The sequence below is a fragment of the Klebsiella sp. B345 genome (assembly GCF_051131735.1).
GTDB lineage: Bacteria > Pseudomonadota > Gammaproteobacteria > Enterobacterales > Enterobacteriaceae > Klebsiella.
Genome location: NZ_CP180443.1, coordinates 3,837,297 through 3,851,807, shown reverse-complemented (window position 1 = coordinate 3,851,807; position 14,511 = coordinate 3,837,297). Strand labels below are relative to the sequence as shown.

General features: G+C 53.1%; 10 protein-coding genes. 6 read left to right on the top strand and 4 right to left on the bottom strand.

Annotation, left to right across the window (positions count from 1 at the left end; all coding sequences use genetic code 11):
* The first annotated feature begins 238 nt into the window (after nucleotides 1–238).
* Complete coding sequence (locus tag ACMYSO_RS18055; RefSeq protein ID WP_434666499.1) at nucleotides 239–2,629, top strand: glucose/quinate/shikimate family membrane-bound PQQ-dependent dehydrogenase; 2,391 nt, start codon at nucleotides 239–241, stop codon at nucleotides 2,627–2,629.
* A 79-nt stretch (nucleotides 2,630–2,708) separates the two neighbouring features.
* On the opposite strand, the gene cueO is transcribed toward ACMYSO_RS18055, so the two are convergent.
* Nucleotides 2,709–4,310 carry a multicopper oxidase CueO gene (cueO, locus tag ACMYSO_RS18050; RefSeq protein WP_434666497.1) on the bottom strand — a complete coding sequence of 534 codons (1,602 nt, stop codon included), beginning with the start codon at nucleotides 4,308–4,310 and terminating at the stop codon, nucleotides 2,709–2,711.
* A 145-nt stretch (nucleotides 4,311–4,455) separates the two neighbouring features.
* On the opposite strand from cueO, the gene ACMYSO_RS18045 reads away from it, so the two are divergent.
* From ACMYSO_RS18045 to speD, 5 genes are all read left to right on the top strand, one after another.
* Complete coding sequence (locus ACMYSO_RS18045) at nucleotides 4,456–4,803, top strand: YacC family pilotin-like protein (RefSeq protein WP_123757459.1); 348 nt, start codon at nucleotides 4,456–4,458, stop codon at nucleotides 4,801–4,803.
* A 260-nt stretch (nucleotides 4,804–5,063) separates the two neighbouring features.
* The gene (locus tag ACMYSO_RS18040; protein ID WP_434666494.1) at nucleotides 5,064–5,483 is read left to right on the top strand and encodes a hypothetical protein; all 420 of its coding nucleotides are present in this window, start codon (nucleotides 5,064–5,066) and stop codon (nucleotides 5,481–5,483) included.
* Nucleotides 5,480–8,251: an FKBP-type peptidyl-prolyl cis-trans isomerase N-terminal domain-containing protein gene (locus ACMYSO_RS18035; protein ID WP_434666491.1), complete on the top strand. Its 2,772-nt coding sequence runs from the start codon at nucleotides 5,480–5,482 to the stop codon at nucleotides 8,249–8,251. Before ACMYSO_RS18040 ends, ACMYSO_RS18035 begins: the two co-directional genes overlap by 4 nt.
* 160 nt (nucleotides 8,252–8,411) lie before the next feature.
* Nucleotides 8,412–9,281 carry a polyamine aminopropyltransferase gene (gene speE, locus ACMYSO_RS18030; RefSeq protein WP_434666489.1) on the top strand — a complete coding sequence of 290 codons (870 nt, stop codon included), beginning with the start codon at nucleotides 8,412–8,414 and terminating at the stop codon, nucleotides 9,279–9,281.
* Between the two features lie 13 nt (nucleotides 9,282–9,294).
* On the top strand, nucleotides 9,295–10,089 hold the full coding sequence (gene speD / locus ACMYSO_RS18025; protein WP_434666486.1) for an adenosylmethionine decarboxylase: 795 nt from the start codon (nucleotides 9,295–9,297) through the stop codon (nucleotides 10,087–10,089).
* A 110-nt stretch (nucleotides 10,090–10,199) separates the two neighbouring features.
* Here the strand turns inward: speD and yacL are convergent, their stop codons facing one another.
* From yacL to acnB, 3 genes are all read right to left on the bottom strand, one after another.
* Nucleotides 10,200–10,562 carry a protein YacL gene (gene yacL, locus ACMYSO_RS18020; protein ID WP_434666483.1) on the bottom strand — a complete coding sequence of 121 codons (363 nt, stop codon included), beginning with the start codon at nucleotides 10,560–10,562 and terminating at the stop codon, nucleotides 10,200–10,202.
* A 144-nt stretch (nucleotides 10,563–10,706) separates the two neighbouring features.
* Nucleotides 10,707–11,435 carry an SDR family oxidoreductase gene (locus tag ACMYSO_RS18015; RefSeq protein WP_434666482.1) on the bottom strand — a complete coding sequence of 243 codons (729 nt, stop codon included), beginning with the start codon at nucleotides 11,433–11,435 and terminating at the stop codon, nucleotides 10,707–10,709.
* Between the two features lie 187 nt (nucleotides 11,436–11,622).
* Nucleotides 11,623–14,220 (bottom strand): bifunctional aconitate hydratase 2/2-methylisocitrate dehydratase, encoded by a 2,598-nt coding sequence (gene acnB / locus ACMYSO_RS18010; protein WP_434666479.1) that lies wholly within the window; start codon nucleotides 14,218–14,220, stop codon nucleotides 11,623–11,625.
* Between the last annotated feature and the right edge of the window lie 291 nt (nucleotides 14,221–14,511).

Genomic DNA, 14,511 nt, shown 5'->3' with positions numbered 1-14,511 from the left:
AACACGAAGTTTTTTGCTTCTACAGTATGTTTCATAAAACTAACCATTTGATTCTTAGGATAAATCATCAAAGCCGCTGCGAGCGCACCGACGTTGACCGGCAAGCTATGCAGTATACCAGTAAAAAGAAATATCCGATGCAGGGAATAATAAAGCCCATTTTGTGATTCCGATCACACTTGTTAAATCCTATAATTAATTGCACTTAAAAAATTAACAAACAACCGAGTCTCTTTCTATGGCAGAAACAAAATCTCAACAATCACGATTACTCGTGACACTGACGGCGCTCTTTGCTGCATTCTGTGGCCTGTATCTTCTCATTGGCGGAGTCTGGCTGGCAGCGATTGGCGGTTCCTGGTACTACCCCATCGCCGGTCTGGTGATGCTGGCCGTTACCGTGAAACTCCTGCGTGGTAAGCGTTCAGCTCTTTGGCTGTATGCCGCACTGCTGCTCGCCACCATGCTCTGGGGCGTCTGGGAAGTCGGCTTTGACTTCTGGGCGCTAACACCTCGTAGCGATATTCTGGTCTTCTTCGGCATCTGGCTGATTCTGCCTTTTGTCTGGCGTCGTTTGCCGTTCCCGTCTGGTGGCGCGGTCGCCGGTCTGGTTGTCGCTCTGCTGATCAGCGGCGGTATCCTGACCTGGGCGGCGTTCAATGACCCGCAAGAAGTCAACGGCACCCTGAGTGCCGACGCTACACCTGCCGCACCGATTTCCGCCGTGGCCGATGGCGACTGGCCGGCCTACGGTCGTAATCAGGAAGGCCAGCGTTTCTCACCGCTGAAGCAGATTAACGCCGATAACGTGAAAAACCTGAAGGAAGCCTGGGTGTTCCGCACCGGCGACCTGAAGCAGCCGAACGATCCGGGCGAAATCACCAACGAAGTGACGCCGATTAAAGTGGGCAACATGCTGTACCTGTGTACTGCTCACCAGCGTCTGTTCGCGCTTGATGCAGCTACCGGTAAAGAGAAATGGCACTTTGATCCGCAGCTGAATTCGGACCCGTCATTCCAGCATGTGACCTGTCGCGGCGTTTCTTACCACGAAGCAAAAGCAGACAGCGCGCCGGCTGACGTCGTCGCCAACTGCCCACGCCGTATCATTCTGCCGGTCAACGATGGTCGCCTGTTCGCCATCAACGCCGACAACGGTCAGCTGTGCGACTCCTTTGCCAACAAAGGGATCCTCAACCTGCAGACCAATATGCCGGTGACCACGCCGGGAATGTACGAACCAACATCTCCGCCGATCGTAACTGACACCACCATTATCATTGCCGGTGCGGTGACCGATAACTTCTCTACCCGCGAGCCGTCAGGCGTCATTCGTGGCTTCGATGTCAACACTGGTAAGCTGATGTGGGTGTTCGATCCGGGCGCGAAAGATCCAAACGCAATTCCGGATGATCAACACCACTTTACGCTGAACTCGCCGAACTCATGGGCACCAGCGGCCTATGACGCGAAGCTGGATCTGGTGTACCTGCCGATGGGCGTCACCACTCCGGATATCTGGGGCGGCAACCGTACGCCGGAACAGGAACGTTACGCCAGCTCTATCGTGGCGCTAAATGCGACGACCGGTAAACTGGCCTGGAGCTATCAGACCGTTCACCACGACCTGTGGGATATGGATATGCCGTCCCAGCCGACGCTGGCGGATATCGACGTTAACGGCAAAACCGTTCCGGTGATCTACGCACCAGCGAAGACCGGTAATATTTTTGTCCTCGACCGTCGTAATGGCGAGCTGGTCGTCCCGGCACCGGAAAAACCGGTTCCGCAGGGCGCCGCGAAAGGCGACTACGTCTCGAAAACGCAGCCGTTCTCCGACCTGAGCTTCCGTCCGAAGAAAGATCTGACCGGCGCGGATATGTGGGGCGCCACCATGTTCGACCAACTGGTGTGCCGCGTGATCTTCCACCAGCTGCGTTATGAAGGTATCTTCACGCCGCCGTCTGAACAGGGCACTCTGGTGTTCCCGGGTAACCTGGGGATGTTTGAATGGGGCGGTATTTCCGTCGATCCAAACCGTCAGGTGGCGATTGCTAACCCGATGGCGCTGCCGTTTGTCTCAAAACTGATCCCACGCGGCCCAGGCAACCCGATGGAACCACCGAAAGATGCCAAAGGCTCGGGTACTGAATCCGGCATCCAGCCGCAGTACGGCGTGCCGTTCGGTGTCACCCTTAATGCTTTCCTGTCGCCGTTTGGCCTGCCGTGCAAACAACCGGCGTGGGGCTATATCTCAGCGCTGGATCTGAAAACCAACGAAGTGGTGTGGAAAAAACGTATCGGTACCCCGCAGGATAGCCTGCCGTTCCCGATGCCTGTCCAGCTGCCGTTTAACCTCGGTATGCCAATGCTGGGCGGCCCGATCTCCACCGCCGGCAACGTGCTGTTTATTGGTGCCACCGCCGACAACTACCTGCGCGCATACAACATGAGCAACGGTGAGAAACTGTGGCAGGCCCGTCTGCCGGCTGGCGGCCAGGCAACGCCGATGACCTATGAAGTGAATGGCAAGCAGTATGTTGTCATCTCCGCCGGCGGTCACGGCTCGTTTGGTACCAAAATGGGCGACTACATCGTCGCCTATGCGCTGCCTGACGACGCGAAATAAGCGCTGACGTCATACGCAAAAGGCCCGGATTATCCGGGCCTTTTTTATTGCTGTCAGAATATCCCTTTAGGGAGGCAAGCTAGACCGTAAAGCCGAGCATCATCCCGGTATCTTCATGTTCCAGCAGGTGGCAGTGCGCCATATAGGCATGCTCTTTCGGCGCTTCATGGTCGAACTTCACTAACACTTCACTGACCCCACCTTCTACCCGCACGGTATCTTTCCAGCCCGAACGGTGAGCGGCAGGCGCGGCGCCATTTTCAGACAGAATGCGGAACTGGGTCCCGTGAATATGGAACGGGTGCAGCATCATGTCGCCTTTGCCTGAAATCACCCAGCGTTCATATTGCCCTTTGGCCGCGGCAAACATCGGCGTATCCATATCAAACGCTTTGCCATTAATCCGGTTGGCATTATGGAAATCAAAGCCCTTAGCGCCATGGTTCATCTGCCCCATATTGCCATGCTTCATGTTCCCCATATCGCCATGATTCATCTGTCCCATGTTGCCCATTTTGCCGTGATCCATCATGCCGCCATGCTCCATGCCGGACATCGCCTGGTCGCCATATTTTTGCATCAGCGCCTGCATACCCATCATGTCGAGCATCGGGTCCATCGATAGCTGCAGCGTGCGCTGGGTCAGCCCTTCCAGCGACGGCAGCACGGACATGCTGACCAGTGAATCCGGAAGCGTACCGGATGCCTGAATCGTCAGCGGCTGAATGCGCAATACCGGCTGTGGCTTGTCGAACGGCGTAATCGCCATCCCCATCTGGCTCACCGGCAGCGTGATCAGGTCAAACACTTTGCCGTCGCGGGTATCTATCAGCACTTCAAAACGCTCGCCCATTAACACCGGCAGCTCATTAACCTTCACCGGTTCGGCAAGCAGACCGCCATCGCTGGCGATAACGTACATCGGTCGGTTATCACTGGTGGAGAAATTGAGCGAGCGGGCATTACAACCGTTAAGCAGGCGCAGACGCAGCCAGCCGCGCGGTGCAGCATGTTCCGGGTAGAGCGCTCCGTTCGTCAGCAGCGTATCGCCAAACCAGCCCACGGCAGCGCTCATGATGTCGAGCTGATAGTCAATCTCGCCGGCCGCGGTAAAACGCTTATCCTGGACGATCACCGGCACATCATCGATCCCCCACTGCTTCGGCAGCAGCAGTCGTTCGCTTTCTTCATCAGATATCAGCACCAGTCCCGCCAGTCCCATAGCAACCTGATGCCCGGTCTTACCATGCTGATGCGGGTGGAACCAACAGGTCGCGGCCCGCTGGCTGGGAGTAAAACTCACGCTGCGGGAGGCGCCCGCCGCAATAATCCCCTGCGGTCCGCCGTCGACCTCCCCCGGAACCTCCAGGCCATGCCAGTGCACGGTGGTTTCTTCCGCCAGGCGGTTATGAATGTCGACGGTCACCGCCTCACCTTTTTTCAGTTTCAGCGCCGGCCCCAGCAGATTGCCGTTATAACCCCAGGTGGACGCCTGATGGGGACCAAACTGCGTCTTCCCGGCCTGGATCGTTAAGGTGATGCGATTTCGTGCGTCGGCGGTCAAAAGATTGGGTACCGGCAGAGCCGGACGGCTGGCGGCAAATGCTGAGCGACTCCAGAGCGGAAGAGCACTTAATACGCCGGCTGCAGCGGTTAATTTGATGAATTCACGACGTTGCATTTTCACATCCTTTTATTCTGCTGGTGAACATTTGAGCTTAAACCTTCCACCAACGGGAAGGTCAAGCAGAAGAGTAAGAATAAAGCTCTGCGCACTGTAACGAAGTATGCTAACGTTGAGCGTCCGTGATGCAATGGTAAAAAAAATGAAGACGCTTTTCAGAACGGTAGTGCTCGGCAGCCTGCTTACTCTTTCCAGCAATAGCTATGCGTTAAGCGAGTCCGAAGCAGAAGATATGGCTGATTTAACAGCGGTATTTGTATTTCTGAAAAACGATTGCGGATACCAAAACCTTCCCAATACCCAAATCCGTCGGGCGCTGGTGTTTTTTGCCCAGCAAAACCAGTGGGATCTGAGCAACTACGACAGCTTCAACATGAAAGCGCTCGGTGAAGACAGCTATCGCGATCTCAGCGGCATTAAGATTTCAACGACGAAAAAATGTAAAGCGCTGGCCCGTGATTCATTAAGTCTGCTGGCCTACGTCAAATAAAATTCATGTCATCACCCTGTCGAATATGTAGCCGATGAAACACGGCTACAGTACTTTATGTATATCCTTCCCATTACCATGTCGCAGTTTCCAGTTTATATATTAATTCATCAAATCAACTAAAACCCATCAATATATTCACCAAATAAATACAAAGTCATATACTTCATAATTTTTGAGAAAGCCGTTCATTGACTTCTATTTTTCGCCACACTATCATCGCCGATTAATGACTCTTATTTTTCAAATGGACTGAAATTTTGAATACCATTTTACTTACTCGTATTGTTCCGTTTGCTGTAATGTTGTTAGTGGGCTGCAATAGCACATTGTCCCGGCAATCAAAGCGTATAACAACGCCAGTCGCAGATCCCGTCACCAGCCAACAGCAAATTGAACAACAAAGAATCGCGGCTGAACAGGAACGAATGAATAATTGCAGCCAAGCGCTGGAATCATTGAAAGAGGTACATCCAAAAGAGGCAGATAAATTCAGTAATGAATTTACAGCGTTAGTCAGCGCCGCTTCACAGTACAATGCGGTTCGTAATAAGGTTGCCGAGCCAACCAAACAAGGTATCGATTCGATGTATCAGTTCAAATCTATCAAGCTGTGCGCTGATATTGAAAAGGAGCTGATAGACAGTCTGGTTAAACGTGGCAACAATACTCCGCTATGAATATCTCAACGGCGGTGAACTCCAGAACGGTAACGCGCGCCATATCGCTTATAGTGGCGTTATATTTTTCGCAGAGTGTTTGGGCAGAAAACGGTGCGCTCGTTAATGTAACAGCCAATTCAGTCAATAATAGTTCGGCGCCAGCGTTCCTTAATTACGTTCAGCAACAGGAGAAAAATAGCCCGACGAAACCAGCTGCACTGACCAACGATAATAAAGCTAACGATTCTCACGACTCGAATAAGAAATCACCTCCTCAGAAAAAGCATTCCGCAGCTCAGCAATCCACCGTTATTCAACAAAAAGACAAAACAATCCGCCAACTTCAGGCGCAGTTGAAAGCGAAAGCCGCAGCGGCAAAGGGTGCTGTTTCTGACGATCAGAAAGCACTTCTTGCTAAAATTAGCGATTTGCAGGGAAAGTTGAACCAGGCGACGGCAGAGAACGCAAAAATACGTTCAGCGGTGAATGACAAAAACCAGAACACCGCACAACCCGGTGCTAATGAAAGTACAAAGAACGCGCTTGCTGCGGTGACATCAGAAAAGCAAAAGATTGCCGCTCAGCTGGCCGCCCTGACCACAGAAAAACAGGCGCTCACGACAACTCTGACCGCCGCACAGGCGAAAAATAAGGACGAGGTTGCAAAACTGGCTACCGCCACCTCGATGATCAAGGATCTCACGGCGAAGCTGAAAGCCTCAGCGGAGGAGAAGCAAACCCTCAGCGCTAAATTAGCCGCAACCGCCCCTGAGAAACAGGCCGTTACCAGCAAACTCACGGCCAGCGAAACCGAAAAGCAGGCCCTCGACAAAAAGCTCAGCGCCGCCCTTGCGGACACCCAGGCACTCACTGCGAAGCTCAAAACCGCCACAGATGAGAAGCAGGCCCTTGTCGCTAAATTAGCCGCAACGGCCCCTGAGAAACAGGCCGTTACCAGCAAACTCACGGCCAGAGAAACCGAAAAACAGGCCCTCGACAAAAAGCTCAGCGCCGCCCTTGCGGACACGCAGGCACTCACTGCGAAGCTGAAAACTGCCACAGATGAAAAGCAGGCTCTTGCCGCTAAATTAGCCGCAACCGCCCCCGAGAAACAGGCTGTTAACAGCAAACTCACGGCCAGCGAAACCGAAAAACAGGCCCTCGACAAAAAGCTCAGCGCTGCCCTTGCAGACACGCAGGCGCTCACCGCAAAGCTGAAAACCGCCACAGATGAGAAGCAGGCCCTTGCCGCTAAATTAGCCGCAACCGCCCCCGAGAAACAGGCTGTTAACAGCAAACTCACGGCCAGCGAAACCGAAAAACAGGCCCTCAACAAGAAGCTCAGCGCCGCCCTTGCGGACACGCAGGCGCTCACCGCAAAGCTGAAAACCGCCACGGAAGAGAAGCAGGCCCTTGTCGCTAAATTAGCCGCAACGGCCCCTGAGAAACAGGCCGTTACCAGCAAACTCACGGCCAGCGAAACCGAAAAACAGGCCCTCGACAAAAAGCTCAGCGCCGCCCTTGCGGACACGCAGGCCCTCACCGCGAAGCTGAAAACCACCACAGATGAGAAGCAGGCTCTTGCCGCTAAATTAGCCGCAACCTCCCCCGAGAAACAGGCTGTTAACAGCAAACTCACGGCCAGCGAAACCGAAAAACAGGCCCTCGACAAAAAGCTCAGCGCTGCCCTTGCAGACACGCAGGCGCTCACCACAAAGCTGAAAACCGCCACAGATGAGAAGCAGGCCCTTGCCGCTAAATTAGCCGCAACCGCCCCCGAGAAACAGGCCGTTACCAGCAAACTCACGGCCAGCGAAACCGAAAAACAGGCCCTCGACAAAAAGCTCAGCGCCGCCCTCGCAGACACGCAGGCACTCACGGCGAATTTGAAAGCAGCAACGGAAGAAAAACAAGATGTTGCCACAAAATTAGCCACCACAATGGTGGAAAAGCTCGTGCTGACGGCAAAAATAGATTCGTTTAATCTCACCAGGCAGCAGGCGGTAAATACTGAAAATGCTCTGAAACTCCAGGCAGAAAAAGATAAAGCCCAGTTACAGGCTAATACGAATGAAATTAGCCAACTGAAGGCAAAACTGACGCAAACCCAAAAGGATGGCAGTGGAAAATCTGTCGCGCTTGACCTGACTAAAGAATCACAGCAACAGGATTACGCCATCGGGACATCGATGGGCGATGAAGCACTAAAAGTCCTGTCTACACGCAATACTCAGGGTGTGGAAATAAACCAAAATATCGTGCTGCAGGGCATAGTGGATACCTTCTCCGGCAAAATCGCGCTGGATGAGAAAGCACGCGACAAAGCCTTATTTGATGTCTCCAATAAACTGTTCCAGAACCTGAATAAAATCGAAAAACAGGCGATTAGCGAAGGGGAAAAATATCAGAAACAGTTCAGCCAACAAAAAGGCGTACTGTTTAAAGACGGGATCTACAGCCGTATCGATTATTCCGGAAAAGGAAAAATTCTCGACAGTGATACCGTCACGATAACCATCAAAGAGATGCTTATCGACGGAACCGTCATTAACGATATGGAAGCCGAAGGTAAGGTCTGGTCTCAGGTGCTAAATAAGTATCCAGCTACTTTCCTTGGACCAATAAAGCGCCTGAGCAATCATGGTGTGATTACTGTGGTGATCCCACCAGAGCAAGCTTACGGTAGTGAAGGTATCCCATCTAAAATTCCCCCTGGCTCAACGATGGTCTACACAATCAGAATCGTCGATGTCAAAGCGGCAGAGTCGCAGGCTAAAAAACCCTGACCCCAATGCCTCCTGAAAAGGAGGCATTATTCATTTTTACCTTAATAAATCCACTGACTGCATTGCTGAAATACCAACCGTGCATCCTCATCTATAGTTGGCTATGATGTTGCGCTTGTTTGTACAGGCGTAACGGGTGTTAACAACGGAGGATCAGCCAGTGGCCGATAGCAATCTGTGGCATGAAACGCTGCACGACCATTTTGGTCAGTACTTTGCAGTCGATAAAGTGCTTTATCACGAAAAAACCGATCACCAGGATTTGATCATTTTTGAGAACGCCGCCTTTGGCCGCGTGATGGCGCTGGACGGCGTGGTTCAAACCACCGAACGCGATGAGTTTATCTATCACGAAATGATGACCCATGTGCCCCTGATGGCCCACGGGCAGGCAAAACATGTGCTGATCATCGGCGGGGGTGATGGTGCCATGCTGCGTGAAGTTTCTCGCCACAACACCATCGAAACCATCACCATGGTGGAAATCGACGCTGGTGTAGTCTCGTTCTGCCGCCAGTATCTGCCTAATCACAGCGCAGGGGCGTACGACGATCCGCGGTTTACGTTGGTGATTGACGATGGCGTCAATTTTGTTAACCAGACGACGCAAACGTTTGACGTGATCATCTCCGACTGTACCGACCCTATTGGTCCCGGAGAAAGCCTGTTCACCTCCGCCTTTTACGAAGGTTGTAAGCGCTGCCTTAACCCTGGCGGAATTTTTGTTGCCCAGAACGGCGTCTGCTTCCTGCAACAGGATGAAGCCCTCGATAGTCACCGCAAGCTCAGCCACTACTTCAGCGATGTCAGCTTCTATCAAGCCGCCATCCCAACCTACTATGGCGGCATCATGACTTTCGCCTGGGCGACGGATAATGACGCCCTACGCCACCTGTCCAATGAGATTATCCAGGCGCGTTTTCACAAAACGAATCTGAAGTGCCGTTACTACAATCCGGCGATTCATAAGGCGGCTTTCGCCCTACCGCAATATTTGCTGGATACGCTGTCTACCAGCGAACCTAAGTAAGGGGGTGAACGAATTGAAAAAATTGAAGCTGCATGGCTTTAACAACCTCACCAAGAGCCTGAGTTTTTGCATCTACGATATCTGCTATGCCAAAACGGCAGAGGAGCGCGATGGTTACATTGCCTATATCGATGAACTTTATAACGCCAACCGCCTGACCGAAATCTTGTCAGAGACCTGCTCGATTATCGGTGCCAACATTCTGAACATCGCGCGTCAGGATTATGAACCTCAGGGCGCAAGCGTCACTATTCTGGTCAGTGAAGAGCCCATTGACCCGCAGCTTATCGATCAGACGGAGCATCCTGGCCCGCTACCAAACGCCGTGGTCGCCCATCTCGATAAGAGTCATATTTGCGTGCATACCTACCCGGAAAGCCACCCGGAAGGCGGACTATGTACCTTCCGCGCTGATATTGAAGTATCGACCTGCGGGGTGATTTCACCGCTTAACGCGCTGAATTATCTGATTCATCAACTGGAATCTGACATCGTTACTATTGATTATCGCGTTCGCGGTTTTACCAGAGATATCAATGGAATGAAGCACTTCATCGATCATGAAATCAATTCAATTCAGAATTTCATGTCCGACGATATGAAAGCGCTGTATGACATGGTGGATGTTAACGTCTATCAGGAAAACATTTTCCATACCAAGATGCTGCTGAAAGAGTTCGATCTGAAACACTATATGTTCCACACCCGGCCAGAAGACCTGACCGAGGAAGAGCGCAAAACCATTACCAGCCTGTTATGGAAAGAGATGCGCGAAATCTACTACGCCAGAAATATCCCAGCGGTATAACCTCCCGACGGAGCACGGAAGCTCCGCTCATCAAAGCGCTGCCTGAAGGCCGTCACCTCTTTTTTTCCTGCTACCGCCAGGAGCACTACCTCCCAACCGGGAGGCAGCCATTAACGCTGTTTCATAAACTCGCGATACGCCGTCACAACCTGAAGAAAATCCTCGACGCCGCACAGAGAGAGACTTTCTTCGTCGTAATAGCTCATCCCCTCTTCGATCTCATCACCCGTAATATCCAACTGATTGGCGCGGATCATCACCTCTTCACCATCCAGCCATAACGTGTATTCATGACCGGCACGCTGCCAGGAACGCTCGCTGCCTTTTACGGTACGTGCTGCCTGTTCCACTTCATCCAGCAGGGCCAGGTTTTCTTTCACTTCTTCATTAAACCAGTGCCCAACGACCTCGTGGCCCATCGACATTCGCACCTTTACCACTCCGGTAATATCGCGCAGAAATTCGTAATCCATAGTCTCTTCCTCTGCAAGGGCAATGCGTCACCGCTACATTGTACCCATAGGGTAATTATCGCAGTACCAGGGCAGAAAAAAAGTGGAGCAGACTGGGCTACAGCAAATAAAAGCGTTGCGGCCCGCTCACCGGTCGTCTTAGCATCAACTACCGAGCATAATTCCACCATCGATCGCCAGATGCTGGCCGGTAATAAAGGTATTTTGCAGTAAGAACAGGTAGGCGCCGGCCAGCTCATCAATGGTCGCGGTACGTCCCAATGGGATCGACTCCGCAAAACGCAACCGGGTCTCTTCCAGCTGTTCGGCCGGCATATCACGCCAGAACGGCGTAATAGTCCAGGTCGGCGAGACGGCGTTAACCCGCACGCGCGGAGCCAGTTCTACCGCCAGCCCCTCGACCAGCGCATTAATGCCAAGATTGCCAACGTAGCTAGCACAGGCATCCTGGGCACGCCCACCGGTGCCGGAAGTGAAGATCAGGCTGCCACCGGTATTCAGTTTCTTTGCCGCCAGCTGGCCAATTTTCACATTGGTGAAGAATTTCGACTCCATTACTTGGCGAATCGTGGATAGCGATGCAGACAGAAAACCGCCGCCCATCACATCACCAACCATAGAAATGAGGTGATCAATGTTTGGCAGCCCGGCAAATACCCCTTCCAGAGCCTGATGATCGTGCGCATCCACAGCATGGGTCTCAACCGTCGCACCCGCCGACGTGAGCCTCATTTTTGCCTCGGCAAGGCGCCCTGCGTGACGTCCGATCACAATCAGATTAGCCCCGGCCTCAGCCGCAAGCTGCGCAACCCGAAAACCTATCCCCGAGCTGCCGCCGATAATAGCCACAGTCTGATGTTGTAACGAAACCATATCTCTCTCCTTCCTGTCTGGGAATTCAGGACCTGTCGATACATTGAGATGTTCTGACACGGCGTGATACAGGAGAGGTTAAGGAATCGCCTGACGGCAGTAATAGACATTTGATGCGCTTAACGTGACAGATCACGCAGCAACAAAAAAGCCACCCCGAAGAGTGGCTTTGAGCAGCAAGATTTGCTTATACCGCGGTCTGGAAAATCACGCCGTCAGCTTTCTCGGTGTACTCTTCCAGCTGGTTGAAGTTCAGATAGCGGTAGGTATCCGCCGCGGTCTTATCCACCTGGGCGACGAAGGTCTGATACTCTTCCGGCGTCGGCAGTTTGCCGAGCAGAGAAGCGACCGCCGCCAGCTCAGCAGAAGCCAGATAGACGTTAGCACCGGTACCTAAACGGTTCGGGAAGTTACGGGTTGAGGTGGAGACCACCGTCGCACCATCGGCAACACGCGCCTGGTTACCCATACACAGGGAACAGCCAGGGATTTCGATACGTGCACCGCTCTTACCAAACACGCTGTAGTAACCTTCTTCAGTCAGCTGTGCCGCATCCATACGGGTTGGCGGAGCCACCCACAGACGGGTCGGCAGCTGGCCTTTATGGCTATCCAGCAGTTTACCTGCCGCGCGGAAGTGACCGATGTTGGTCATGCAGGAACCGATAAACACTTCATCGATTTTTTCACCCTGCACGTCGGACAGCAGACGAGCATCGTCAGGATCGTTCGGTGCACAGAGGATCGGCTCTTTGATATCAGCCAGATCGATCTCGATCACCGCAGCGTACTCAGCATCGGCATCCGCTTCCAGCAGTTGCGGATCCGCCAGCCATTTTTCCATGCCCTGGATACGACGTTCCAGCGTACGACGATCGCCATAACCACCGGCAATCATCCACTTCAGCAGCACGATGTTGGAGTTCAGGTACTCAACGATCGGTGCCTGGTTCAGCTTAATGGTACAGCCAGCTGCAGAACGCTCTGCGGAAGCATCGGTCAGCTCAAACGCCTGCTCAACTTTCAGATCCGGCAGACCTTCGATTTCCAGAATGCGGCCAGAGAAGATGTTTTTCTTACCTTTCTTCTCAACGGTCAGCAGGCCCTGCTTAATCGCATACAGCGGGATCGCATGAACCAGATCGCGCAGGGTGATCCCCGGCTGCATCTTGCCTTTAAAGCGGACCAGCACCGATTCCGGCATATCCAGCGGCATCACGCCGGTTGCAGCGGCAAACGCCACCAGACCAGAGCCTGCCGGGAAGGAGATCCCAATAGGGAAACGAGTATGGGAGTCACCACCGGTACCAACGGTATCCGGCAGCAGCATGCGGTTCAGCCAGGAGTGGATAACGCCATCGCCCGGACGCAGGGAAACACCGCCGCGGTTCATGATGAAGTCTGGCAGCGTGTGGTGCGTGGTCACGTCAACCGGCTTCGGATAAGCGGCGGTGTGGCAGAAGGACTGCATCACCAGATCGGCAGAGAAGCCCAGACACGCCAGGTCTTTCAGTTCATCACGGGTCATCGGACCGGTGGTATCCTGAGAACCAACAGATGTCATCTTCGGTTCGCAGTAAGCGCCCGGACGAATACCGGCAACGCCACAGGCGCGGCCAACCATTTTCTGTGCCAGCGAGTAACCGCGGCTGCTTTCAGCAACGTCTTTCGCCTGACGGAAAACATCGCTGTGTGGCAGACCCAGCGCTTCGCGAGCACGGGTCGTCAGACCACGGCCGATAATCAGCGGAATACGGCCACCGGCGCGCACTTCATCAACCAGTACGTCGGTTTTCAGCTCGAAGCTTGCCAGCAGGTCGTTGGTTTCGTGGTTACGGACTTCGCCTTTGAACGGGTAAACGTCAATCACGTCGCCCATGTTCAGGTCATTCACGTCGACTTCAATCGGCAGTGCGCCAGCATCTTCCATGGTATTGAAGAAGATCGGGGCGATTTTGCCGCCCAGGCACAGGCCGCCGCCGCGCTTGTTCGGCACGTTCGGGATATCGTCGCCCATAAACCACAGCACCGAGTTGGTGGCAGATTTACGCGAAGAGCCGGTACCGACCACGTCACCGACGTAGGCCAGCGGGAAGCCTTTCTGCTGAAGCGCTTCAATTTGCTTAATCGGGCCAACTGAACCCGGCTGATCCGGCTCGATACCTTCGCGGGCGTTTTTCAACATCGCCAGGGCGTGCAGCGGGATATCCGGACGGGACCAGGCATCTGGCGCCGGCGAGAGATCATCGGTGTTGGTTTCACCGGTCACCTTGAAAACGGTCACGGTAATTTTTTCAGCCAGCGGCGGACGGCTCAGGAACCACTCGGCGTCGGCCCAGGATTGCATTACCTGCTTCGCATGCTCGTTACCAGCTTTTGCTTTCTCTTCAACATCGTAGAAGTTATCAAACATCAGCAACGTATGAGAGAGCGCTTTTGCAGCAATCGGTGCCAGTGCGGCATCGTCCAGTGCATCGATCAGCGGGTGAATGTTGTAACCGCCCTGCATGGTGCCCAGCAGTTCAACGGCTTTTTCAGGAGTGACCAGTGGGGAGGTCGCTTCGCCTTTAGCGATAGCGGCAAGGAATCCGGCTTTAACATAGGCGGCTTCGTCGACGCCCGGTGGTACACGGTTGATTAACAGGTCTAACAGGAATTCTTCTTCACCCGCAGGCGGGCTCTTCAGCAGTTCTACCAGCGCGGCCATTTGGGTAGCATCTAAGGGTTTGGCAACAATCCCAACGGCTGCACGCTCAGCTACGTGCTTACGGTATTCTTCTAGCACGACGGTTCTCCTCGCTCTCATTGTAAAATGCGGTAGGCGATTCTCTTCACGCTCCTGTGAGACAGCAGTTTGTAGGGTAAATGCCCGATACCGCGTCGGCAGCATAGCAGGATTTTGGCGAGGTGTTAATCTGTTTACAAAAAAGCAACATTAAAATTTAGCTGAATCGTTAAGGGCAGGATTTTACAGGCTTTCCCCACATTTCCCGGTATATAAATTTAATTCTGTGCAAGATTGCTGGCCAAAAACCCAACAAACATCAAAAACCAAAAATAGACCTGCTTATACTCC

Coding starts and splice junctions, on each gene's coding strand:
- ACMYSO_RS18055 (WP_434666499.1), top strand. CDS start 239: ATGGCAGAAACAAAATCTCAACAATCACGATTACTCGTGACACTGACG.
- cueO (WP_434666497.1), bottom strand. CDS start 4,310: ATGCAACGTCGTGAATTCATCAAATTAACCGCTGCAGCCGGCGTATTA.
- ACMYSO_RS18045 (WP_123757459.1), top strand. CDS start 4,456: ATGAAGACGCTTTTCAGAACGGTAGTGCTCGGCAGCCTGCTTACTCTT.
- ACMYSO_RS18035 (WP_434666491.1), top strand. CDS start 5,480: ATGAATATCTCAACGGCGGTGAACTCCAGAACGGTAACGCGCGCCATA.
- yacL (WP_434666483.1), bottom strand. CDS start 10,562: ATGGATTACGAATTTCTGCGCGATATTACCGGAGTGGTAAAGGTGCGA.
- ACMYSO_RS18015 (WP_434666482.1), bottom strand. CDS start 11,435: ATGGTTTCGTTACAACATCAGACTGTGGCTATTATCGGCGGCAGCTCG.